This window comes from Chryseobacterium paridis (assembly GCF_016595215.1).
GTDB classification, from domain to species: Bacteria; Bacteroidota; Bacteroidia; order Flavobacteriales; family Weeksellaceae; genus Chryseobacterium; species Chryseobacterium paridis.
In genome coordinates this window covers 2,259,435-2,284,684 of the sequence record NZ_JAENHK010000010.1, presented here as the reverse complement: position 1 = coordinate 2,284,684, position 25,250 = coordinate 2,259,435, and the positions used below count along the sequence as shown (strand labels likewise).

The window sequence follows — 25,250 nt, the reverse complement described above, 5'->3', positions numbered from 1 at the left end:
TTACTATTTGATGTAATTTATAATTTCAAAAAAAATAGTATCATTGTTTGTTTAAATTCGCATTATGACTTGTAAAAATTTATCGATTAGAAAATTATGGGCTCTTTTGAAAGAGCATCAGCATTTCAAAAATGGAATCGCTGTTTTTTTTGTTTTTTGGGGCTCTCTTTCCTTTGGACAGGTACAAAAATTGGATCACAGATTTGAAATTTTGCTTAAAAATAAGGAAAGTTTAGCAAAGACGGGGAGTTTGAAAGAGTTAGAACAACCGGAAATGGGACTCGACAAGCATACTGTTGTTACTCGTAAAGGAGCTCAGACTATGTATTCATGTCTTATCTACACCAAAACTCCTGAGAAATTAAAAGCTGAAGGATTTTTGATTCAAAGTGTACTTCCTTCTTTTGTTACGGCTTTGGTTACTCCGGAGGATATTGAAAAATTGATGCAGTTATCTTATGTTACATCTGTAATGGCACCTACTTATGATATCCTTCATAATGATGTAAGCAGGGCCCAATCCGGAGCAAGTCTTCTGCAGGATGGTGTTCTTAATAACACCTCTTATAACGGAAGTGGAGTACTGGTAGGGATTTATGATAGTGGCATTGACTGGAAGCATCCTGATTTTAGAAAAATTAATGATCAGACAAAGAGCCGCATCTATTCCATATGGGATCAAACGCTTACAGCGCAGGGAACTGAGGTTCCTCCCGCAGGCTTTTCAACGGGTGTAGAATATACAAGGGCGCAGATTGAGAATGAACTGGATGGAACACCGGCAGGTTTTGTAAGGGAAGAGGATACCAATGGGCATGGAACACACGTTTCAGGAACAGCTGCTGGAAATGGAGCTGCTTTTTCAGATAAAAGGCATAAAGGTTTTGCCAGTGATGCAGATATTGTTTTTGTGAAAGGAGGAAATGGTAGTTTTCCGGTCACAAATACTGTGAATGCAATTACCTATTTTCGAAATGTGGCCACTGCACTTAACAAGCCAATAGTGGTGAATATGAGTATAGGTGGACAGGCAAATGCACATGATGGTACAGGTCCCCATGAGGTGGCTGTAAATAATTTCACATCTTCTGCTCCGGGGAGGGTGGTTGTTATTTCCGCAGGAAATGAATATGGAGGAAATATTCATAAAAAAGTTGATATTGCATCAAACGCAACTCAATCATATACTTTTACCGTTGCGAGCAATACTTCTGCCAATTCTGTATTTTCCTTTATGATGTTTGCTAATGATAATACTCCGGTTACAGCCAAACTGACTACTCCGGATGGACAACAATATGTACAGAATATAAGTACAACAACTTCACATAATATTCTGGGAGGTGGATTTACAGCAACAATGTATAACTACTGGCATAATGATAACAACAAAAGATTTATCCAGCTTATTATTAGCCGAAACTCTGGATCTACTGTAGATTGTCAGGGGACTTATACTTTAGAGATAACCAATAATGGTGCATCTCAGATAACGACGGACGGTTGGTTGTATAGTCAGGATGTTGCGACTACATTGCAGGGTGGAAACAATGAGTATATTGTAGGGGCTCCCGGTAATGCTACTAATGCCATTACTGTAGCTTCTTATATGGGAAGAGCTAGCTGGTATTCTACAGCTGGAGGGTATTATACACTGACTCCTCAGGAAAGTATTTCATCATTTAGTTCACAAGGCCCAAGGATTGATGGTTTTCAGAAACCTGATATTACAGCTTCTGGTCAAAATGTAATATCATCAAGATCGAGTAGTTCAGGAGCATCAGCATCTAATAACATTGATGGGACGTACTATGTCAAAAATCAGGGGACAAGCATGTCATCTCCGGGAGTTGCAGGAGCTGTTGCATTATTACTTCAGGCTAATCCTGCTTTAACCGCATCTGAGGTGAAAACCAAGCTTACCCTTAATGCCAGAAAAGATCTTGCAACGGGAAATGTTCCTAATTCACGTTGGGGATATGGTAAGCTGGATATTTATAAAACAGTTTCAAAGGAATTGAATTGTGTAGGTTCTGATTTTGAGACGATCACTTATGATGAACCTTTTGTTATAGCAAATACAGAAAGTAACTATTATTTTGACAATCTTATGCTGGCTGTGCGTTATACACCTACGCTAACAGGGAAGCTTGGTGGATTTTCATTTTCAACGGGAACATCATTACCATCGGATATACCATTGATCATACAGATAAGAGATGTAGATGCTAATGGTAATCCGGGAAATATTCTTGCAACTAAAACCATTACTTCGTGGTTGAATGATGTTCAGCGTTTTACATGGAACTATGTTAATGTCTCGGATCTTAATATACAGACGGTCACAGGGAAAGATTTTTATATTGTCGTAAATGGAGCTAGTGGAAGAATTACAATGAAAGCAGAGAACACAGCAGTTGATAACCGATCTAAAACATCTACAGATGGTACCAGCTGGACTCCAAGAACATTTGATCTGAAAATGAGAGCGGTAGTGTATGAGAATATTCCGGAAGTGAAACAATTGGCTACTGCTAATAGAACAAAGGCTACAAGTATAACGAACGGGTATAATTACTTTGTAAATAATTGTGAGCTTCTCACAAGAGTAGAAAAAATAGCATCCTCCACTATTTCAGGTAATGTTACTTCAAAAGTTTGGACAGACAGTGGACAGCCATCATATGTTTCCCGAAGATATGAGATTAATCCGGAAAATAATGCGTCCACAGCTACCGGAAAGGTGACTTTGTATTTTAAACAGGAGGATTTTGACAATTACAACCTGACAAGTGCATTAAAGTTGCCAACATCTCCTACGGATAATGCTAATAAAGCTAATCTCGTGATCGAAAAATATGCCGGTTCTTCCACTTCGGGGACAGTTGTTTCTTATGCCGGACCAAAAACTACGATAATACCAAATGTATCAGATATTGTTTGGAATAATACTTATAGTTATTGGGAAGTGAATTTTCAGACTTCAGGATTTGGAGGTTATTTTGTGAAAACAAATGGAGTTCTTGCAGTGAATGATGTCTCAAAAGCTCCGGAGATTACTATTTATCCGAATCCAGCTTCGAATTGGGTGAATATTAGCTTAGGAAAGTTCACTAAGGCAACAATTACAGTTTTTGATGCTTCAGGTAAGCTAGTAAAGAGTACTGCTATGAATGCAAATGAATATAAATGGGATATCTCTGACCTTGTAAAGGGAACTTATTTATTTAATATTGTTTTAGAAGATAATTCTAAAATTGTAAAAAAAGTGATTAAGGAATAAAAAGCAGATTATTATTTTATAATAGAAGGTGAGGGTAATTAAAACCCTCACTTTTTTTATATTTGTTTAAACCTTTTAAATAATGTTTTTGAAAATCAAAAAAATCCTTTTTGTATTGTTCTTTCTGATTTTTGGGATGCAAAATTTGTGTGCTGAAGAGAATTTTCATCCTTATCATGTAGGTTCTGTAGAAATCAATTATAATTCAAAATCAAAAACATTTGAAATTACAGGACGTTTTTTTCTGGATGATCTGGAAAATGCTTTGAATAAGAAATATGGGAAGCCTTTTCATTTTAATGATCCAAAATATAAAAGCCAACTTGATGAGGCTTTAAAGAACTATTGTGCAGAATATTTAAAGCTTAAAGGAGATAGCCGATTTTTAAAAATAAACTATATTGGTTATGAAGAAGATGCTGAGTCTGTCAATGTTTTTCTGGAAACGGATCAATTAAGTATGCCTAAAAAAGTAGAAGCAGCAGTTAGTTTTCTTTATAATTTATTTGATGATCAGATCAATATTGTCCATATTATAGTAAGGGGAGAGCGTAAAAGCGAAAAGCTTAATTTCCCTAATCGCTATCTCTATCAACAATTCTAATTTTCTTTTATTTCAATTACAAAAACAGATTAAATAATATATTTTATTATTTAATACACATTATTGTGAAAAATTTTAATTCTTTTTATGGGGAAATAATTTGATAATGAAAAAAAATGATTAATTTTAACATTATTTTTGATGTCGGATTTTATCATATCTTATTATAAATAAGATAATTTTATCAATTTTTTAATTCAAAAGTAGGTGATTTACAGTGTTTTATTAACATTTATTAATATTATTTAATAATATTTGTGTTTTGATTTAAATTTGTTATATTTGATTTAACATAATGGTGTAAAAATTATCTAATTTTTAACATTATAGTTAAATAATTGTAAATCAAGATAAGCTAAGGGTATAATATTTTTTTGAACTTAATTTAAAATAACTTGATATGAAAATTAAAAAAACTACACTTTTTCAACATTATTTTCCTTGATGATTTTGATCTGTTCAAATAGGATAAGTATTTTTTACAAAAAGTGCTTGTATGATGAAATAACCGAATGTCACCCGATATATTATTGAGGCTATAGTTGACCTTACTAAGGTCAAATAAAAAAGAAACATTATTTATTTATCTGTTTGAGAGAAAGTTCCCATTTGCTCTCAATAGATCAGGCAAAATTCTAATAACACAAATTCATTATATATAGCGCTTGCCTCGGCAGGTGCTTTTTTATTGTGGAAATAATAAATTTAAATATAGACCTAAAGTGCTCTTTATCCTTTATTAATGGTGCATTTGAAATAATTATTTTTAAAATTGAGAAAAAATTATAACAAACAAACGTTAGTTTGTAACTTTTTAATCATAATGCTTACTAATTGCGTATAATCTTCATATCAAATTATTTTTTAGCGAAAATAGAAGATTATTAAGCGCTTACTCAAGTAAGTGCTTTTTGTTTTTAGGCCTCTAGTTGTAAAAGGGAATTGACTCCTTTGGTATGCGCTAACAGATCCGGAAAAAAATCATCATAACATTGTTGAAGTATGGGTTTATTTTTTAAAAAAGCTTCAATAACAGGGATATCTTTATCAAGGTATTTTGCTTTATTCAGAACATTCTGCATGCTGAATTTAATGCCCCAATCTTTTCTGTAATTATACAGCCAGTCATCACTTTCCATTTTTACCAACATCCTTTTGAAATTTTCAGGTAGCCATTCTTTATTCTCGTTAAGAACTCTATAGACTTTTAATGAATGTTCTTTCCATCCCTGCAAAGAATTTATAACTAAATCATTGGCCAGAAAATAATCCATAGAAACATCTACAAATGCTCCTGAATATAATCGTACCAAGGGACTGAAAATTTTCTTTGCTTCATGAATAGCAGGATGAGAATCCGTGAAAGTATCAATAGCTCTGTGCAAAGTGATACCGTCCTGGATTTCTTTTGGAAAAGAAAAGCGATCTCTGTTTCGGATAAAGTCTTCCAGAAACTGTCCTACAATCTGTTGATCGGTAAAAGAAAGAAAAGAATGAGCTAGATAATTCATAGGATATAGGGTTGAAAAAATAAAACCCTCAAATAAATTTAAGATATTTGAGGGTCTTATGAACTATTTATTCAAAAGAAATTATCTAACGATAAACTTTTTATTTTCTATCAGAGTATTCTTTTCATCATAAATACTTACGAAATATTCTCCTGCGACTAATCCTTTTACACTGATTGTTCTTTCACTCGTAGTTAGTATATTTTGTCCTGAAGGATTGTAAATTTTAAATGTGTATTTACCTCCCCTGTCTCCGGATATATTAATAACATCATGAGTTGGGTTAGGGTACAATTGAAACTGTTGTTTTGCTACCGGGATTTCCTCCTGTGTTGATAGGAAAGACTGGGTTTCCGGCATGAAATTAGAAACTACGCAAGCAAAACGAGCAAAACCAAAAGCTTCATTGGCTGGTTTTGTACTTCCAATGGCTACTCCTGTAGGGTCACTATTGTAATTTACGCTTGGGTTTGCCCAACGGTTAATTCTTGTACAATTAAATCCTTTTGATGAACATTCGTCGTTGTAAGCCATGATCGTTCTCCATCTTTGTGATGAAGTACTTGATGATCCCAGATCAATAGCTTTTTTATTGGTATATCCGTGATGGTGATCGCATGGGGTAGTGCTGCTGTCTACATACCAGTCATGTCTTAATCCCATATTATGTCCAAGCTCATGCGCTAGCGAATAATTGGAAACTGCACAATTGTATAAGCTTACGCAGTATCCGGAATTAATAGAATAATTGGTAGAGCTTGTGTTGACGTAACCTAAACCACAAGTATTCGTTGGGGTAGCGGTAACTAAAGCACAAAGATCTGCTCCATATGTTGTTCTCAAGGTATGTACATCGTCCATATAACCATCGTTGTTGTTTCTAAGTCTTGGAAGATCTGTACTTAAGTTTCCTGATTCTGTATAAGAGATTTCTCCAGAGTATACAAGGTTAATGGTTACATTAGAAACTCCGGAATTTGTTAAGGCTGTATTGAAATTTGTAATGGCGGTAGCTACGAAAGAATTACTTTGTGAAAGACCTCCCCATGCATTTTTTGCTGCCGTGGTGAATACGATTAATACATCTATTCTTGATGCAGAACAAACGGGTGTTGTAGAAAGGCAAACGTTTGAATTAGCTTTATTGAAGCTTTCCGTTTTTTCTAAAACATAATCATCTATAGAATCCTGATTGATCATTCTGGTATCACTTACCTCAGAAATTGCAAAAATGTTGTTATCTGTCTGATGGAACATTACTTTTTCGCCTGTACCTGAGGCATACATTCCTGTTACGACGTGATCGTATTGTGAAAGGACTAACTCCGCTTTTGGATCATTTTCAATAGTATAGACGTAAGACTCACTCTTATTGCTGTAAGTGAACATACGGCTAAATTTTGCTGTGATTTCTTTACCCGAAGGAAGGCTGATTTGTAAGTTAGCTCTTAAATTAAATGGGGATTGTGAGTAGTACTTCGTTGCCAGATAGGTTGAGGATAATTCCTTACTAACCTTTTGGTTATTTTTTAAAGTGCCTTCAGCAATAGATGTCTGGAAAATTTTGTTTTGTGCAGAACATAGGGTAGCACAAAACAATACGAGAGTAGTGAATTTTGTTTTCATATTATGTGGTTTAAGTGGTGAAATACAAATATATACAAAATATCAATAAGTGGTGATATTTTTTTAAATGCTATGAAAATACTTTATGGAATCTTAGTTTTATTAGATTTTTGATGATGATTTTGATGTATTTTTTGATTTTAAATAATGGGAGCATCTCTGAAATATTCCCTGCTTTATGGTAAAATCAATTATAAATTACTATTGGAGTTTGCCTTTTTAAATTCTGAAGGAGTCATCTCAGTCATCTTCTTGAAAATTGTATTGAAAGCTGTTTTGGAATTGAAACCCGATTCAAAAGCAATTCCAACCATTGAAAGCTTTTGATAAGAAGTATTTAAAAGTATTGTTTTAGCATGTTCCACTCGATATTTATTGACGAAATGGAAAAAGTTTTCGTTGAAGCCATTATTAAGAAGATAAGAAAGCTGGTGCGCATTGATTTGTATTAAATCCGATAACTTCAATAGGTTAAGATCACCATCCAGATACGGTTTTTCGGTTTCCATTAAAGAAATAAGCCTACGCTTTAAAATGTCAAATTCCTGATCTGAAATTAATTTTTTCTTTCCAATTTGTTCTTCATTACTTTCCATTTCGATTGATAAAAGCTCTTCCCGTTGTTTCTTGTCAACAGGGTAAATTTCCTTTTGACGGAGTACATAATATAATGTACTGTATACAATGAATAAAAATAGGAGATCCATTACCAGATGCTGATGCATCTTATAAATAAAGGTGTTGAATAATTCATAACCTACCGTTATAATAATCGTTATGAAAAGAAGAAAGCTAAGTTTAATTAGCCATTGCAGATCAATATTTTCAGTGTTGGAAGAAATTGTTTCTATCCGTTTTTGATGTTTTCTTATTTTAAAATAAATGAGAGCGATATAAGGAAGATTATGAGAAACTGCTATCAGCATGACGATAGCGTGAATCGTCTTGTTATTTTCCGAATTGATGAGAAGCATCCAGTAAATGACGGGGACAACAAAGCAGATGATATCTCTTTTCTTAAACAGGTAGTTGGGATTAATAAAAAAGACAACACTAAAAAACAGAAAAATAGGGGTGAGTATCTGTATGGAATAGACGCTGAGTTCAAATAGAGGGTCAACCGAAATTCCACAGAATTGTAAGACATTCAAGATCCAGTAACTTGACCATAAGAATAGGAAAAAGCCAAAAAACAAATTGGCTTTCTTATTTACTCTCATGGGATTTATTAACATGGTGAATGAAAATAAGATCAGTCCACCATACAATAAAACAAGGATGAATTTCTGGATGTTTTCTAGTGGCATTCTGTTATTTTATATTAGAAAATCCTTTCGTGGAAATCTTCAATCTTGCTTACCTCTTCAATCTTGATCCCAAATTTTCTTTTGGGAATTTTGTTAAGATTGGATACAAATATTTTTTCATATCCTAACTTCTCGGCTTCTGAAATGCGCTGCTCTATTTGCGCAACAGGTCTGATCTCCCCACTAAGGCCTATTTCTCCGGCAAAACAAAAATGTTCAGAGATAGCAATGTCTTCATTAGAAGAGAGTATAGATGCGACAACAGCGAGGTCTAAGGCGGGATCATCTGTTTTTATCCCTCCTGTGATATTGAGGAAAACGTCTTTTGATCCAAGCTGGAAACCTGCTCTTTTTTCCAATACAGCAAGGAGCATATTTAATCTTTTAGCATCGAAACCGGTTGAACTTCTTTGTGGCGTTCCATAAACAGCTGTACTCACCAGGGCTTGAATCTCTAATAACATCGGACGATTTCCTTCTAAAGTCACTGCTACTGAGTTTCCGGAAAGTTCTTCGAATTTCTTTGTGATTAGAATTTCAGATGGATTTTTAATTTCCTTTAAGCCTTGGGAAATCATTTCATAAATTCCAATTTCGGAGGTAGAACCAAAACGGTTTTTGTTAGCTCTCAATAATCTGAAAAGATGGTTTCTGTCACCATCAAAATTTAAAACAACGTCTACCATATGTTCCAAAACTTTTGGACCAGCAATTTGTCCATCTTTAGTAATGTGGCCTACCAGGAAAACAGGAGTGTTGTTTTCTTTTGCATATTTAATGATCTCATTAGAACATTCCCTGATTTGGGAAACAGTTCCTGGTGAACTTTCAATAAGTTGAGACTGTAATGTTTGAATAGAGTCGATGATCATGAAATCGGGCTCTAATTTTTTGGCTTCGTGAAGTATTTTTTCCAGTGAAGTCTCAGTAAAAAGAAAACAGTTAGGATTTTGAATTTCTGATAACCGGTCTGCTCTCATTTTGATTTGTGAAGCACTTTCCTCCCCCGAAACATAAAATACCTTCTTCTTCATTTTTAAGGCAAGCTGTAAAAGCAGAGTGGATTTTCCGATTCCAGGTTCTCCACCGATCAATGTAACAGAGCCTAAAACAATTCCTCCGCCCATAACTCTGTTGAGTTCTTCTGATGGAGTTTTAATGCGTGGTTCTTCAATGGCTTCAACTTCAATAATATTGATGACGTGTTGCTTTGTTTTTGAAGAAGGGAGACTTCTGCTGGATGGTTTTTCAACTACTTCCTCTACCAGAGTATTCCATTGTCCACAGTTTTTGCATTGCCCCATCCATTGAGAATATTGAGTTCCACAGTTTTGACAGAAATATGCTGTTCTAAGTTTTGCCATACCGCGAAGTTCAAAATTTTTTTTGAATTTTACTTCTGAAATTTTGGTTAATTTTCATAAATGAAAAATATTTTAATTAAAAGCTTATTAACGTTCGCTGCCATGACAATTCTTACAATCTGGCTTGCTGATTGGGCTGTGGGTTTTTTGCATTTGCCGGGAGGTGACTTCGGAATGTTATCATTTGCAGTTCTTATAGGTTGTTTGATCATTAGTGGAATCGGGTTTATTACTATACTCATCTTTAAAAATAACTATCATTCGGTGTATAGAATTGCTATTTTATTTGAAGTGCTCTATTTATTTATGTTAATGATTTCAGGAACTAATCCCTTTACTTACTTTACTGAAAAAACGGACGGAAAACTCTTAAATCTGTTGCTTTATTTAAATTCAATTATTGTGTTTTTTATCATCTGTGTTTTGAATTTAATTTATTTGAAAATAATTTCATTTAAAAGCAAAAAGATATCATAGGTCAAGACACAATTAAGTTTATCAATTTACCTTTGACCGAAATAAATATAAAATATATTACTATGAAAAAGATACTATTCGCTTTTGTATTTGCTTTTTTAAGCATTGCAGGTTTTGCACAATCTACTTGGAAAGTTGATCCTATGCACTCATCAGTTAACTTCAATATCAAGCATATGGGGATAAGCTTTGTGCAAGGAAGGTTTGATAAATTCGAAGGAACAGTAGTTACTCCAGGAAAGGATCTGGATAATGCAACTTTCAATTTTAATGTCATTACTGGTTCTGTGAATACAGGAGTCGAGATGAGAGATAAACATCTGAAAAGTGCTGATTTCTTTGATGCAGAAAAATTCCAGGCAATGAAATTTGAAAGCGGTTCTATAACAAAAGATAAAAATAATACCTATACTCTTAAAGGAAAACTGACAATTAAGGATGTAACTAAAGAAATCAGTATTCCGGTAACGTATGGTGGTATGACAAAGAATCAACAAGGAAAAGAAGTTTTAGGATTTCAGACAAAATTTACAGTTAATCGTTTAGATTATAATATTAAATACGATCCAACAGGTGCAGGGGTAGCGAAAGATGTAGACGTAAACCTGTATTTTGAATTGGTAAAACAATAATTTTTTAAATATAATTTGGTTTGGTTAAAGGTTTCTCAAGTAATTTTGAGGAACCTTTTTTTATTTCTTAGGAAATAAATTGCCTCGTATTTCTTTTTCCCATAACTTTGCACAAACCTAATCTAATGAGTAAAAAGAATACTAAATACATCTTTGTGACAGGAGGTGTAACTTCATCTTTGGGAAAAGGAATCGTTTCTGCTTCTCTGGGACTATTGCTGAAATCACGCGGTTTTAATGTAACGATCCAAAAACTAGATCCTTATATTAATATTGACCCAGGAACTTTGAATCCTTATGAACATGGAGAATGCTATGTAACCGAAGATGGTGCGGAGACGGATCTGGATTTAGGTCACTATGAGCGTTATCTGGACGCTCCCACTTCCCAAAATAACAACGTTACCACAGGGAAAATTTACCAAACTGTAATTGAAAAAGAAAGAAAAGGGGACTTTTTAGGGAAAACAGTTCAGGTGATTCCTCATATTACTAACGAAATTAAACGTAGAATTAAAATGCTTTCCAAGCAGAGCTACGATATCATTATTACTGAGATCGGAGGAACTGTCGGAGATATTGAATCTTTACCTTACATTGAAACTGTTCGTCAGTTAAAGTGGGAGTTGGGAGAGAAAAATTCTATGGTTATTCACCTTACATTATTGCCTTATCTGGCATCCAGCGGAGAGTTGAAAACAAAACCATCTCAGCATTCCGTCCGTCAATTGATGGAAAGTGGAATTATGGCTGATGTTTTGGTTTGCAGAACAGAGCATAAAATTCCGAAAGATCAGAGAGCTAAATTAGCACAGTTCTGTAATGTTCCTTTAGATAACGTTATTGAATGTAAAGACCTGGAAACAATTTATGAAGTTCCAATGTATCTTCAGAAGCAGAATTTTGATGATGTTGTTTTAAAAGAATTGGATCTTAAGAGTGATAAAGAGGCTGATCTTAAAGACTGGAAAAATTTCCTTAAAAAATTCCAGAATCCAAAAAGAACAATTGAAATTGCTTTAGTAGGTAAATATGTTTCTCTTCAGGATTCTTATATTTCTATTGCAGAAGCTTTCAAACACGCAGGGGCAGATCTTGAAACAGAAGTAAAAGTAAGATGGGTCTATAGTGGTGATATCAATAAAGAGAACATAAAAGAAACACTAAAAGGAGTAAATGGAATTCTTATTGCTCCAGGTTTCGGTGATCGAGGTATCGAAGGAAAAGTTCTTACAGCACAATATGCAAGAGAAAATAAAATTCCTATGTTGGGAATTTGTTTGGGAATGCAGATAATGACTGTTGAATTTGCCAGAAATATTCTGGGGTATTCAAAAGCAAATTCTATGGAGTTTGATACGGCTACAGAGCATCCTGTAATTTCTTTAATGGAAGAGCAGAAAAATGTGGTTGACAAAGGAGGTACGATGCGTCTTGGTTCATGGAAGTGTTCTGTGAAGAACAATTCCAGATTATCAGAAATCTACGGAAGTAAAAATATTTCGGAGAGACACCGTCACCGTTATGAATTCAATAGTGATTACTTGCAGGAATTTGAAAAGAATGGTTTCCTTGCGACAGGAACAAATCCGGAAACAGGATTGGTTGAGGCCCTTGAGCTGACAGATCATCCATTCTATGTGGGAGTTCAATATCACCCTGAATATAAGAGTACTGTGGCAACACCGCATCCATTATTCAGAGCCTTTATCAAAGCTTGTGAAAAGAAATAAAGGGATTTATATCCTATAAACGTCATACATAAACTCAGGTTGATTATTATCAGCCTGAGTTTATTATATTGTAATAGAGTAAAAGATAGAGTTTTGATAAAAAATCAGTATTTTTGTCAGCTCGAAATCCTGGGTGGAATTTAATATTAAATTTTACTAAGGATTATGAAAAAATAATTTTAATAAAATCAAAATGCAACAGAACAACGGACTCGATAAAAGTCAAATGATTAGTTTTGCGGTTTTATGTGTGGTTCTCTTCGGATTTATGTTTTATTTCCAAAATAAACAGCAGAAAGAAGAGCAGTTGAAAACTGAACAACAAAAGACTGAACAAGCAAAAACTGCCGTAAAACAAACTCAGGCAAGTAATATCAATCCAAATGTAACTCCTAATGCTATTCAGGTTTCTACTTTAGGAAACAATGAATTGAAATTGGAATTTTCCAGCTTAGGAGGGCAAGTTTCTAAAGTAGAGCTTTTAAAATATAAGGCTTATGATCACAAGAGTGACAAAGCTGACTTACCTCTTTATTTAATTAATAAAAATAATTCAAACTACGGTTTTCAGTTTAAAGATAAGACTGGTAAAGTTATTAATACTAAAGACCTAGTTTTCTCTCCAACAGTTAATGGAAATGCTGTGACATTAACGGCTAACTATAATGGCGCTGTTATTCAGTTTATCTATACATTGCTTCCTAAATACACTTTAGATTTTAAAATAAGAACCCAAGGATTGGCTAATGTAACTTCAGATACCAAAGCAGATTTCTTATGGAACTATAATGTAAGAAACTTTGAAAAAGGGAGAGCTCAGGAACAGTCTCATTCAGAATTTTCTTATGCGTTCAATAATTATAAGAGCTATGACTATGATGGAAGAACAACAATGGAGGAAGAGAAAGAAACTCTTAACTGGATTGGTGTTAAGCAACAGTTTTTCTCTTCAGTAATCGAAGCTAAAAATGGATTTACACAAAGTAAAGGAAATCAGGAATCAATTGAAGAAGGAGAGTATTTGAAAAAATTCAACTATGAAGGTTTTGTTCAAATGACCGGAAGCGAATTGAATCAGGATTTTACATGGTACTTTATGCCGTTGGATTTACCGTTGTTGAAATCTTATGATAAAAACTTTGACGAAATATTACCATTAGGTTGGTCATTGATTGGCGGAATGAATAGATATTTCTTCATGCCTATGTATAATCTCATTGCATCTTGGGGATTAACAGCAGGATGGGTGATCTTCATAATGACTATTATTGTTAAGCTTATCTTATCTCCAATTATGTATAAACAACATAAGTTGAGTGCTATGATGAGGGTGATTCGTCCGGAAATTGATGAGGCGAATGCAAAATTAAAGGATGCTGATCCAATGAAAAAGCAGCAGGCTACCATGGAGATTTACCGAAAGGCAGGAGTGAATCAAATGGCTGGTTGTTTACCGGCGCTGGTACAGATTCCTATTTTCTATGCATTATTCCGTTTCTTCCCGAACTTTATTGATTTGAGAGGAAAAGGGTTTTGGTTTGCAAAGGATTTGACAGCTTACGATGATTTAATTAGATTGCCATTTAAGGTTCCTTTCCTTGGAGATCATTTAAGTGTTTTTGCTTTAGCTTGTACAGTGGTGATCCTTATCTATACGATTATGACTTCAGGGAATATTCAGCAGCCACAACAAGAAGGTATGCCGAATATGAAAGTGCTAATGTATATCTTCCCGATTACATTCTTATTCTTCCTGAATACTTCAGCATCTGGTCTTTCCTGGTATTACTTTGTATCGAACGCGATTAATATCTTAATTATCCTCGTGATCAAATATGTGATTCTGGATGAGAAGAAAATTCATGCTCAGATTCAGGCTAATAAAGAAAAGCCAAAATCTGAAGGGAAATTCCAAAAAAGAATGCGTGAAATGATGGAGAAAGCTCAGGAGCAGCAGAAAACTCAAGAGCAGCAAAGAAATAAGAAGAAATAATCTTATTATAAAATAGAGAAAAGAGGTACGAATTAATTTGTACCTCTTTTTTTGTCTTATCTCGTCAATCTGTTAATCATATTTAAGTCTGAAAGATTGTCTGTGGTGTTTTGTTGGTCCGAATCTTACAAGAGCCTCTTGGTGTTTTTTTGTTGCGTATCCAAAATTCGTATCCCATCCATAATGAGGAAATTCTTCGTGAAGTTGAATCATTAATTTGTCTCTATAATTTTTAGCAAGAATAGAAGCTGCTGCAATAGAAAGCATTTTCGAATCTCCTTTGATAATGCATTGATGAGGGATGTAATTATAAGGATGGAATTTGTTTCCGTCTACTAATATAAGTTCAGGTTTAATTGTTAGTTGGTCTAATGCTCGATGCATAGCGTGGATACTTGCATTGAGTATATTATGTAGGTCAATAAAATCAGGAGATAATTCGGCAATAGCATAATCCTGAACATTGTCTTTGATGTAACTGTCCAGATCCATTCTGGTTTTAAAGTTTAGTTTCTTAGAATCGTTAACTAGGTTTTGGTCAAAGTTATCATCCAGGACTACAGCAGCTGCGACCACTGGTCCGCATAGGCATCCTCTGCCTACTTCATCGCATCCTGCTTCAATATAGTTCTGGGACCAGCTTTTTAATAAATTCATGGAAATAATATAGATAATACTGTAATTGAGCTCAAAATTAAATAAAAATATATTTATATTAATATGTGAGTTTTTTAGTTTATTTATCTTGTTAGTTTGAAATTAATAGTTGTATAGTATATTTTTTATTAAATTTAAAAAATAACACTAGTATGTGATATATGTTAATTTTGTGTAAAATATTATTAAATTTTTAAACATAAATGCTATGTTTAATCTATGATTCATTAAATTAAATCTTTTTAACATTTAATTTGGTTGTTTTAAGAAAGTTTTACATATTTGCATTTAATAAAAAAAATAATCAATTTAAATATGAAGAAATTAACTACAAGTGTTCTTGCTATAGTTCTGACTTCCTCTTTTATGGTTGTAAATGCGCAAAAAACGCAAAGCGACACTATAAGAACACAGGACATACGTGAGGTAGTTGTAACTGGTGCTCTTGGTTTGAAAAAGAGACAAGATGCAATTACATCTGCTAACCAAGTTGTAAATAACGCAGAAATTACTCAGGCCAATAACCCAAATGCTATTCAGTCTCTTACAGGTAAGGTATCTGGTTTGCAAATTAATACAACGAATAATTCAGTAAACTCTACAACAAGAGTTGTTTTAAGAGGGCCTAGATCAATTTCTGGTAATAACCAGGCATTGGTTGTTATCGATGGTGTAATTTCTACTCTTGGTATTTTACAAAATTTACCTCCAGAAATTATTGATAACATGAACATCATTAAAGGGATGCAAGGAGCGGCTCTTTATGGTGAAAAGGGGAGTAATGGAGTTATTGTAGTTACTACAAAAAGAGGGAGTAAATCAGAAAGACTTCAGTTTAGTCTGACGAATTCGGTAGATTTTTCTTCTGTTTTTAAATTGCCTATTTATCAAAAACAATATGGTCAAGGGTATCCTGGTGATACATTTGATACCACTGATTATAATGGTACTAACTGGACTCCTTATGAGAACTCTAACTGGGGTCCTGCGTATTCATCGGCGTTAGGAGGTCAAAGTTTAATAGTGGGTATGCCGGATGCTAATAATGTTTGGAAAACTGAAACATTTAGTCCAAAGAATAATCATATTGGAAAGTTCTTTAAAACAGGTGTACTTATCCAGAATGGAGTGTCTGTTAATGCAGGGGGGCCGGATTCTTATGCTTTCTTATCTTTTAACAGGGCGCAAAACGATTTTGTTGTAGATCGTGATAACCTAAAAAGAAATAACTTTATTTTTAAGGCAGGTAAACAACTTGGTAAGTTTAGAATTGATGGTAACATCAACTATTTGGATTTGAAAACGTCAACAACTTCTTCTGACTTATATGGACAGTTAATACAAACTCCTACTAATGTGGATGTAAGACAGTTTAGAAATGCTTTACCAGATGCAAGTTACACGATATATGCAACCAATCCATATTGGACGATTGAAAACGATAGATCGGATGTGAAAGACAGAACGTTTTCTGGTTTGATTAATTTAGAATACAAGTTGAATGATCATATATCCTTCACATATGCGGGAACAGCAGTAATGGGATCAACTATCTCAGAAAGTCATTTGAATGATTTTGCTTATGATAGGATATATGATGGAACAGGAACTCCTATTGATCATACTACTCCTACAGACTATGGTCCTGAGCCTGTTGTTTCTGAATATCATAAAAGTGTTGCATCTAGCTTTAGATATTATGGTGATTTAATGGCTAATTTTAATTATGATCTTACCAATGATTTGAACTTGAAAGTGAATGTTGGTCATAATATCCAGGATACTTCTTCTTCAGTAACTTCTGTTGGGGGTAAGAATTTACAGGTTCCTGGTTGGTACAATATTAATAACGTATTGCAGCCGGATAAATTTTATAACCTTGATAACAGTAAAAGTCAACAAAGGTCTTATGCCTGGTTTGCTAACTTAGATTTAGGGTATAAAGATTTTTTATATTTCAATTCGACTTTCAGATTTGAAAAAAACTCTGTTTTAAGTCAAAATCCGGTAGGTCCTAATAAAGAAAAATTAGGATTCAGTAACAAGGGGTATCCATATTATTCTTTTGGGGCATCATTTATTCCTACTAAAGCATTTGAATCCCTTAAAGGAAAGGTGTTAAACTATGCTAAAGTGAGTTTGTCTTACAGTAAAGTAGGTAATGCAGGAACGGTACCTGTTTATGGATTGGATCGTATCGGGAATTTCCCGGTTGGATTTCCTTTTAATAATTTATCATCTTATTTACCTGCTACGACTTTATATAACCAAGGTATTCAACCGGAATTCCTTAAGTCAAAAGAAGCAACATTGTCTTTAGGGTTGTTTAATGATCGTATTACTTTTGATGGTTCCGTATATAGAAATGATACAGATAACTTAATTACAACCATTACAACTTCTTTGGCTTCTGGTATTATTGCATTTCAGGATAATATAGGGAATAGCAGAAACCAGGGATTGGAATTGGATCTAGGCTTTACGCCATTTAAAACAAAAGACTTTGAATGGAAAGTAAGAGGGTCTTATACTACATATGAAACTAAGATCTTAGGATTAGCTGATGGTGCCGATGAAGTGGCTCTATCAAGTTATGGAACTCCTGGTGTTGGTATTTTTGCTGTAAAAGGAGAGAATTTTCCTGTGATTAAAGGAACTAAATACCAAAGAGATCCTAATGGAAATATCATTGTGAATGCAAATGGTACTCCTTTAGCAACTTCTACTTTTGAAGTGTTAGGCAAAGTAAATCCTGATTACATTTTAGGATTCAGTACTTCATTCAAATTTAAAGGAATAACCTTGAGTGCAGTGGCTGACTATAGAACTGGAAATAGTTTTGTTGCTTTCAACAAGTCATTATTAGGAAGTATGGGTTCATCGGAAAAGACAGCTGATTTTGACAGATCAAAAGGGTATGTAGTTCCAAATTCTGTTCAATTAGTGAATGGACAATATGTTCCTAACACTACACCTGTAGGGAATGATGCTTCATATACTGGTGTAAATGCATATTTCACAGGACCATACAGGTCTGTTGGAGAAGAGTTTGTTGTTGATGGGACAGCGTTAAAAGTAAGAGAAATTGCCTTAAGTTATGATCTTCCGAAATCAATCTTGAGCAACACGTTTGTTAATTCTCTATCAATCGGTGTTTATGCAAGGAATCCATTCTTTATTTATGCTAAAGACAATAGGAATTATTCGGATCCTGAAACGGCTTCAACAAACGGGAATGCTGCAGGTATAGCTACTAATGGGCAGTACCCTAGTATAAGAAATTTTGGTTTTAACCTAAATGTAACTTTTTAATTTTGAACAAACATGAAGAATAATAAATTTTTAACAATACTTTTAGTTGCAGCATTAGGTCTTACAGCAACCTCTTGTTCCAATGATTATTTGGACGTCAATGACAATCCGAATGCAATTCAAGCGGAAGATATTACTCCAGAACTTATGCTTCCGGGTGCTATCGCTTCTGCTTATAGAACACAGGCGGGTACAATGGTACAGTTTGGTAATTTGATGATGAACAGCTGGGCTGGAAATGCATATACATTTACAAGTCCTTTTCAGAGAGAATTTAACCTTAACAGTGTAGATAATACTTTTTATACTGGGATATGGGGATTGTATCCTAGGATTGCTAATTTTGATCAAATAGAAAAATTCGCGAATCCTAGTCATAAACAAGATAATTATATTGCTGTTGCTAAGATTATGAAAGCATATTACATGCAGTATATTGTGGATCTATATGGAGATGCTCCATACAGTGAAGCGTTTAAAGGACAGGTGAATACTTCCCCTGCTTATGATAATGATACTGATATCTATAAAAGCTTAATCTCTAAATTAGAAGAAGCTAATGCTTTGATGGATGCTGCTCATCCAGATGCCTTATCAATAGAAGCTCCTGATATTGTATTTAAAGGGAATATGGCTAAATGGAAATCATTTTCTAATACTTTAATGTTGAGACTTTTGATAAGAATGTCTAATGTTACAGGTGATTTACAGACTTACAGAAATCAAAAATTACAAGCGCTTGCTACGAGAACTTCAGGTGGTACTCTTGGTTCGTTTATTGATACAGAAGAGGTGACTGTTAATCCTGGATACTCTGCTGGAAATGATGATCAGATGAATCCTTATGTTCTTACTTGGGCTAGGACTTCGGCAAATACTTCAGTGCAAAATTATAGCTTTATAGTAGTCTCCGAACATATGGCTAATGCACTGGAAGGAAATGCTATTTTGAATAGTAGTAATTATGCAAAATTTACGGATCTCAAAGATCCTAGAAGAAGCAGGTTATTTACATTAGTATCCTCTGTTGACGCCAATGGAAATACATTTAATGGTCTGAAAGGGATTAGACAAGGAAATATTCCTGGGCAAGCTGGAGTGCCTGTTACTAATGTTAATACTTCTAAAATGGGAATAGGTAACTTTACTTCTGCTAATACAACTTCATGGCCTACAATAATTAATAATAATAATACAAGAGGAGGGTCTCTTTTTTCAATAGCAGAGAGTGATTTACTGCAAGCTGAAGCAGCTCTTCGCTGGCCAGCTATGTTTAATGCAATAGATGGTCAGACAAAGTTTACGAAAGCAATAACCGCAAATGCAGCTTGGCTAGGTGCGAATACCACGCAGATGGCAATTTATTTAACAGGTAGTTCTACTGTTAATGGTATTAATACCAGACCTGGATTGGGATGGATTGGTAGTGATGCACAAAAATTAGAGGCTATTATGACACAAAAATGGATTGCTTTAACGAATATTAATCCTACTGAAATGTTTATAGAATACAATAGAACTGGATACCCATATACACCTATGGCTACCACTGCTCAGTATCCTAATAAGCCATATAGATTAGTATATCCGTTTTCCGAATATGCGGCAAATTCTGCGCACGTTCCTAATATTAGTAGTGCTCAGGTTTTTGTCAAAAATCAATACACGCCTTTCTGGAATCAAAATTAATTTCGGAACTTTTTAATATATTTAAAACCGCCTTTGTGGCGGTTTTTTTTTATGTTCAAACTCATTCAATTTTCTGATAATTTATAATAATAGAAGAAGCTGAAGGGGAAAAAAATAATATGCTTGACATAGTTTATGTGTAACAAATTTAATATGATTAAGATTTTAAATATCCTACGCTATTGTAGGATTAAGGTTGAATCAAATATTTAAGCATCTGATATTCAATAAGTAAATGCTGTTTAGGGTATATTGTGAAAATTTATATCATTTCATTGTGATTTAAATATATCATTTTTATAGACTAATGTTTATTTCTCAAATAAATCACTTTTTAGTGTATTTTTTATTGTTAAATATTTTGATTTTAACAAAAATTGTTAAATTATTTAATGATTATTTTATTTTTTGTTGAATAATTGTTAATTTTTTAAGATTTTCTTTTGTCTTGTTAATAAAGTTTTACAAATTTGTAGAATTACAAAATTAATTTGATATGAAGAAAATAACATCAGGTGTACTTATCATAGTATTGTCTTCTTCACTGGCTGTAGCCAATGCGCAGCAAAAGAAAAGTGATACCGTAAGAACGCAAGATATCGAAGGAGTTGTCGTAACTGCCCTCGGTATTAAAAGAGAGAAAAAATCTCTTGGTTATGCTACCCAAGAAGTAAAAGGAGACGCAGTCAATAAGAATCCTACTACTAACTTCCTAAACAATTTATCTGGTAAAGTAGCGGGTTTAGAGATTAAACAGAGTACAAACTTTGGAGGATCTATAAATGTTGTTACCAGGGGATATAAATCATTGTTAGGAGACAATCAGGCTCTCTTTGTCGTGGATGGAGTTCCAATTTTGAATAAAAATATAAATACAGCCAACCAGGCTACTGGTGGTGGTGGGTATGATTACGGGAGCTCTGTTGCAGACATCAATCCAAATGATATCGAAACTTTAAATGTCCTAAAAGGGGCTGCTGCGACTGCCTTGTATGGATCCAGAGCTCAAAATGGAGCTATTATTATCACAACTAAAAGGGGAAAGAAAAATAAGGAAGGAATTGGAATGGAGTTTTCAAGTTCCATTACTATGTCAACGATTGATAGATCTACATTCCCTAAATATCAGACGCAATATGGACAAGGGTATACAGGCAATAGTTTTAGCAGTGCTTTATATCAAGGAAGTCCAAGAGTAGTCTTCGGAAATGATGCTTCATATGGATCAGCATATGACGGTTCAATGGTTTGGCAATATGGTGCATTTATACCAGGTTCTCCAACTGAGGGGCAAAGAACACCTTGGCAAATGGCAAAAAATGGCCCGATTAAATTTTTTAATACCGGAACCAACTATGTAAATACATTGTCTTTTAGTGGGGGTGACGATAAATCAACGTATCGATTGAGTTATGCAAATACTGATGCAACGGATATTATGCCTAATAGTTCATTGATAAAGAATAACTTTAGTGGAAATGCTTCATACAAACTTACAGATAAATTAACCGCCAATTTTTATGCAAATTTTGTAACGCAAAAAACAATAGGCCGTAATTCTACTGGTTATAATGATAATATTATGACCAATTTCAGACAATGGTGGCCAACAAATGTTGATATATATGATTTGAGGAATCTTTATATGGGATCGTATAAAAATTATACCTGGAATATGAAAGGTGTTACGGATTTAACGCCTGCTTTTTGGGATAATCCTTACTTTCAGCGATATCAAAACTACCAGAATGATTCAAGGGATAGGTTTGCTGGGAACTTTAGCTTAAATTATGATGTTAATAAGGATATTAATTTATTATTCCGTATGGGTAGAGATGGCTATACGATGACAACGGAAGAGAGAAAAGCAGTAGGTTCTTATATAGGAAATGATTTTGGGCTAAATGGAACTGTCGATCAACCTTCAGGTTATGCTACAAGTCAGTATAAATTTTCTGAAACCAATTATGATTTCATAGGTACTTACAAAAAGAATATTACTGACGATTTCAATATTAATGCATTGTTAGGAGGAAATATTAACGTTCAGAAAGTTTATTCTAATCAACAATCAACTTCAGGAGGATTGTATATCCCAGGTATTTATACAATTGCCAATTCAGCATCTTCTCCGGTTAGACCTTTAATTTCAGATATTTCTAAATACGTTTATGGTGCTTTTGCTCAGATTTCATTAGGCTATAAAAATACCTATTATTTAGAGGGAACATACAGAAGAGATCAGTCTACGGCATTACCTGAAAATGATGCAGTGTACTGGTATCCATCATTATCTGCCAGTGTTGTGTTTTCTAATCTCATTAATGCTAAATGGCTTAACTTTGGTAAGATTCGAGCTGCTTACGCTGAGGTGGGTTCAGATACTCAAGCTGATCAATTACTGAATAGATATTTCAGCCAGCCTTCTTATGGAGATATACCTGTTTATGCATACAATACAACATTAAGAAATTTTGAATTAAGATCTCAAAGTCTGAAAAATATAGAATTCGGGATTGAGACAAGAATGTTTAAAAATCGTCTAGGCTTTGATGTTGCATGGTTCCGTAATAAGGCCTTCGATCAGATTTTACCTTTGCCAGTGTCTTTTGCGAACGGAGCTATTGCTAAAACTCAAAATGCAGGAGAACTAACGACAAAAGGTTTCGAAGTATCCATTAATGCGACACCAATTAAAACAAGTAATTTTTCATGGGATCTTAATTTAAACTGGTCGAATCCATGGACAAAAGTTACAGCACTTAGTCCAGGAATTGAAAATATAACAATAGGTAGGTCACAGGGTGGTGTAAGTATTAATGCTCCTTTAAATGGAGATTATGGATCAATCTGGACTTCCGATTATGTGAGAGATTCAAATGGACAGCCTATTGTTGGTGCAAATGGAGCCTATTTAGTAACTGATACACCAACATATAATCAAGGAAGTTTTCAAGCAAAATGGACTGCTGGTTTGAGTAATACTGTTACTTACAAGAATTTGTCTTTAAGCTTTTTAATTGACTGGAAAAAAGGAGGTAAGGTATATTCACTAGATCAGTTCTATGGATATGGAACAGGGGTTTATCCTGATTCCGTAGGCATAAATGATTTAGGTAATCCTATTCGAAATACTTTGGCGAATGGTGGTGGTGTGATTTTACCTGGAGTAATGCAAGATCCAAATAATCCAGGATCGTATATTCCAAATACAATTAGATTAGATAGATCACAATCGAGCCAGGTATTAGGAACCGATCTTCCGGGAGCTGCATACGTGTACGATGCAAGTTTTATAAAGCTTAGAGAAGTATCAATTACTTATAGGTTTGATAAAGACTTTTTTAATTCAAAATTTATACAAGGAATGTCTGTAAGTTTGATAGGGAATAATCTTTGGATTATGCATAAAAATTTACCATATTCAGATCCGGAAGCAGGATTATCTTCTGGTAATATTCAAGGGTATCAATCTGGTCCGATGCCGGCAACAAGAAACATTTCGTTCAATGTAAAAGTTAATTTTTAAAGAATATGAAAAAATATATAATAACACCAATATTAGCTCTTTTATTTGTAGGATGTACAACGGGAGATGATGTGAATTTAGATCCGCACGCTGCTTATGATACGACTCAGGAGTCTTTAGTTACTTTTGCGCAGAAAGAACTTAGTGATTACATGAATACGCCAAGTGTGAATGAGAATAATTTCAGACTGACGATGCAATACTGGCAGGAAACAATTTATGTAAATGAAAGTAATTACGATTTTACCAATCGAAATGTATCCAATAATGTCTGGACTGATAACTATGTAAATGTTCTCAAAAATCTGGATCAGGCAGAGCAGATCATTAAGGCATATGTACCACCTCCTTCAGAGTTATCTACCTGGCCTGCGAAAAAAACAAATCAATTAGCTATAGTTGATATGATGAAGATCTATACTTATCAGGTTTTGGTTGACACTTATGGAGACATTCCTTATACACAAGCTTTAAATATTGATGTATATCCACTTCCTAAATATGATAAAGCGTCTGATATTTATTCTTCTTTGATAAGTAAATTAGAAACTGATTTGAGTAATTTGGCTACGAACGGAAGCTCATTCGGTGCTGGAGATATTTATTACAAAGGAAATAATGCACAATGGAAAAAGTTTGGAAACTCCCTGCTTTTAAAATTGGGAATTGCTCTTGCTGATGTTAATCCTACCTTAGCACAGACAACTGTTAATAAAGCAATCACAGGCGGGGTACTAGCTTCTCCTCAGGATGATTGTAAATTTCAATATTTGGCAGCATCACCGAATGAAAACCCGATGTTTCAGGAAACAGGATCAAGAGATGATTTCATCGCCGGAAAAACTTTGGTAGACTATATGAATGCTTCAAATGATACTAGAATTAGTAAATATTATACTGATGTAGATGGCAGTTATATTGGTCAGGTTATCGGAGCGCCTGGTGAATTTTCCGAATTTTCAAATGCTGGTGAATTTGCTTACACAGCAACTACACCTGGAGTTATTTTAAGTTACACTGAAGTTGCATTTTATCTTGCTGAAGCTGCTGCCAGATGGGGGATTGGAGGAAGTCCTTCAGCTTTGTATAGTACAGCTATTACTGCTTCCTTTACTGAATGGGGAGTGGGTGCTGATGCTGCTGCATATATAGCTGCTCATCCTTATGATGCTTCCAACTGGAAGAAGTCTATTGGTGAGCAAGCTTGGGTGGCTTTGTATAATCAGGCTGTAACTTCGTGGAATTTCTATAGAAGATTGGATTATCCATTATTAGTAGCACCAACAACTGCAATCCCAAATGCTAATGGTAAGGTTCCTGTCAGACTTCAGTATCCTGCAGCAGAAGCAACCACAAATGGTACTAATTATGCTGCGGCTAGTGCTGCAATTGGTGGTGATAGATTAACAACAAAATTATTCTGGGATAAATTTTAGAAAGATTAAATTATAATATATTTTGAGGCCGGATACGTTCCGGTCTTTTTTTGTTATTATTTTTGAGTTTTCTATTCTTCCTTTTGTCATTTATTTC

The 25,250-nt window shown here is 34.2% G+C and carries 15 protein-coding genes; 9 read left to right on the top strand and 6 right to left on the bottom strand.

Translation table 11 applies throughout. The annotated features are described in order from the left end of the window. Positions 1–64: 64 nt before the first annotated feature. Together JHL15_RS19715 and JHL15_RS19710 are read left to right on the top strand one after the other, a co-directional pair. Positions 65–3,283, top strand: a complete 3,219-nt coding sequence (locus tag JHL15_RS19715; protein WP_200248587.1) for a S8/S53 family peptidase — start codon at positions 65–67, stop codon at positions 3,281–3,283. 88 nt (positions 3,284–3,371) lie between these two features. Continuing rightward, a complete protein-coding gene (locus JHL15_RS19710; RefSeq protein WP_317193061.1) occupies positions 3,372–3,887 on the top strand; it encodes a DUF6702 family protein in 516 nt (171 codons plus the stop codon). Between the two features lie 917 nt (positions 3,888–4,804). Here JHL15_RS19710 and JHL15_RS19705 read toward each other — a convergent pair. The 5 genes from JHL15_RS19705 to JHL15_RS19685 all read right to left on the bottom strand — a co-directional run bounded on the left by JHL15_RS19705 (position 4,805) and on the right by JHL15_RS19685 (position 9,937). Then, entirely contained in the window at positions 4,805–5,398 is a 594-nt protein-coding gene (locus tag JHL15_RS19705) for an acyl carrier protein phosphodiesterase (protein ID WP_200248585.1), read from the bottom strand. 81 nt (positions 5,399–5,479) lie between these two features. Beyond that, positions 5,480–7,024: a M12 family metallo-peptidase gene (locus JHL15_RS19700; RefSeq protein WP_200248583.1), complete on the bottom strand. Its 1,545-nt coding sequence runs from the start codon at positions 7,022–7,024 to the stop codon at positions 5,480–5,482. A gap of 191 nt (positions 7,025–7,215) precedes the next feature. After that, a complete protein-coding gene (locus JHL15_RS19695; RefSeq protein ID WP_200248581.1) occupies positions 7,216–8,331 on the bottom strand; it encodes a helix-turn-helix domain-containing protein in 1,116 nt (371 codons plus the stop codon). Positions 8,332–8,345: 14 nt separating this feature from the next. Then, a complete protein-coding gene (radA, locus tag JHL15_RS19690) occupies positions 8,346–9,695 on the bottom strand; it encodes a DNA repair protein RadA (protein ID WP_200248579.1) in 1,350 nt (449 codons plus the stop codon). Between the two features lie 47 nt (positions 9,696–9,742). Next, positions 9,743–9,937, bottom strand: coding sequence for a hypothetical protein (locus JHL15_RS19685; protein WP_200248577.1), 195 nt, complete (start codon positions 9,935–9,937; stop codon positions 9,743–9,745). 297 nt (positions 9,938–10,234) lie between these two features. Between JHL15_RS19685 and JHL15_RS19680 the strand changes: the two genes are divergently transcribed. From JHL15_RS19680 to yidC, 3 genes are all read left to right on the top strand, one after another. Next, complete coding sequence (locus JHL15_RS19680; protein ID WP_200248575.1) at positions 10,235–10,804, top strand: YceI family protein; 570 nt, start codon at positions 10,235–10,237, stop codon at positions 10,802–10,804. A 125-nt stretch (positions 10,805–10,929) separates the two neighbouring features. Beyond that, positions 10,930–12,537, top strand: coding sequence for a CTP synthase (locus tag JHL15_RS19675; RefSeq protein ID WP_200248572.1), 1,608 nt, complete (start codon positions 10,930–10,932; stop codon positions 12,535–12,537). A gap of 193 nt (positions 12,538–12,730) precedes the next feature. Beyond that, complete coding sequence (gene yidC, locus JHL15_RS19670) at positions 12,731–14,530, top strand: membrane protein insertase YidC (RefSeq protein ID WP_200248568.1); 1,800 nt, start codon at positions 12,731–12,733, stop codon at positions 14,528–14,530. Between the two features lie 72 nt (positions 14,531–14,602). On the opposite strand, the gene JHL15_RS19665 is transcribed toward yidC, so the two are convergent. Then, entirely contained in the window at positions 14,603–15,187 is a 585-nt protein-coding gene (locus JHL15_RS19665) for a ribonuclease HII (protein ID WP_200248566.1), read from the bottom strand. A 315-nt stretch (positions 15,188–15,502) separates the two neighbouring features. Between JHL15_RS19665 and JHL15_RS19660 the strand changes: the two genes are divergently transcribed. The 4 genes from JHL15_RS19660 to JHL15_RS19645 all read left to right on the top strand — a co-directional run bounded on the left by JHL15_RS19660 (position 15,503) and on the right by JHL15_RS19645 (position 25,153). Then, a complete protein-coding gene (locus tag JHL15_RS19660) occupies positions 15,503–18,499 on the top strand; it encodes a SusC/RagA family TonB-linked outer membrane protein (protein ID WP_200248564.1) in 2,997 nt (998 codons plus the stop codon). A 12-nt stretch (positions 18,500–18,511) separates the two neighbouring features. Next, entirely contained in the window at positions 18,512–20,188 is a 1,677-nt protein-coding gene (locus JHL15_RS19655; RefSeq protein WP_200248562.1) for a SusD/RagB family nutrient-binding outer membrane lipoprotein, read from the top strand. Positions 20,189–20,684: 496 nt separating this feature from the next. Then, positions 20,685–23,717, top strand: a complete 3,033-nt coding sequence (locus JHL15_RS19650) for a SusC/RagA family TonB-linked outer membrane protein (RefSeq protein WP_200248559.1) — start codon at positions 20,685–20,687, stop codon at positions 23,715–23,717. A 5-nt stretch (positions 23,718–23,722) separates the two neighbouring features. After that, positions 23,723–25,153 carry a SusD/RagB family nutrient-binding outer membrane lipoprotein gene (locus tag JHL15_RS19645; RefSeq protein ID WP_200248556.1) on the top strand — a complete coding sequence of 477 codons (1,431 nt, stop codon included), beginning with the start codon at positions 23,723–23,725 and terminating at the stop codon, positions 25,151–25,153. Positions 25,154–25,250: the final 97 nt, after the last annotated feature.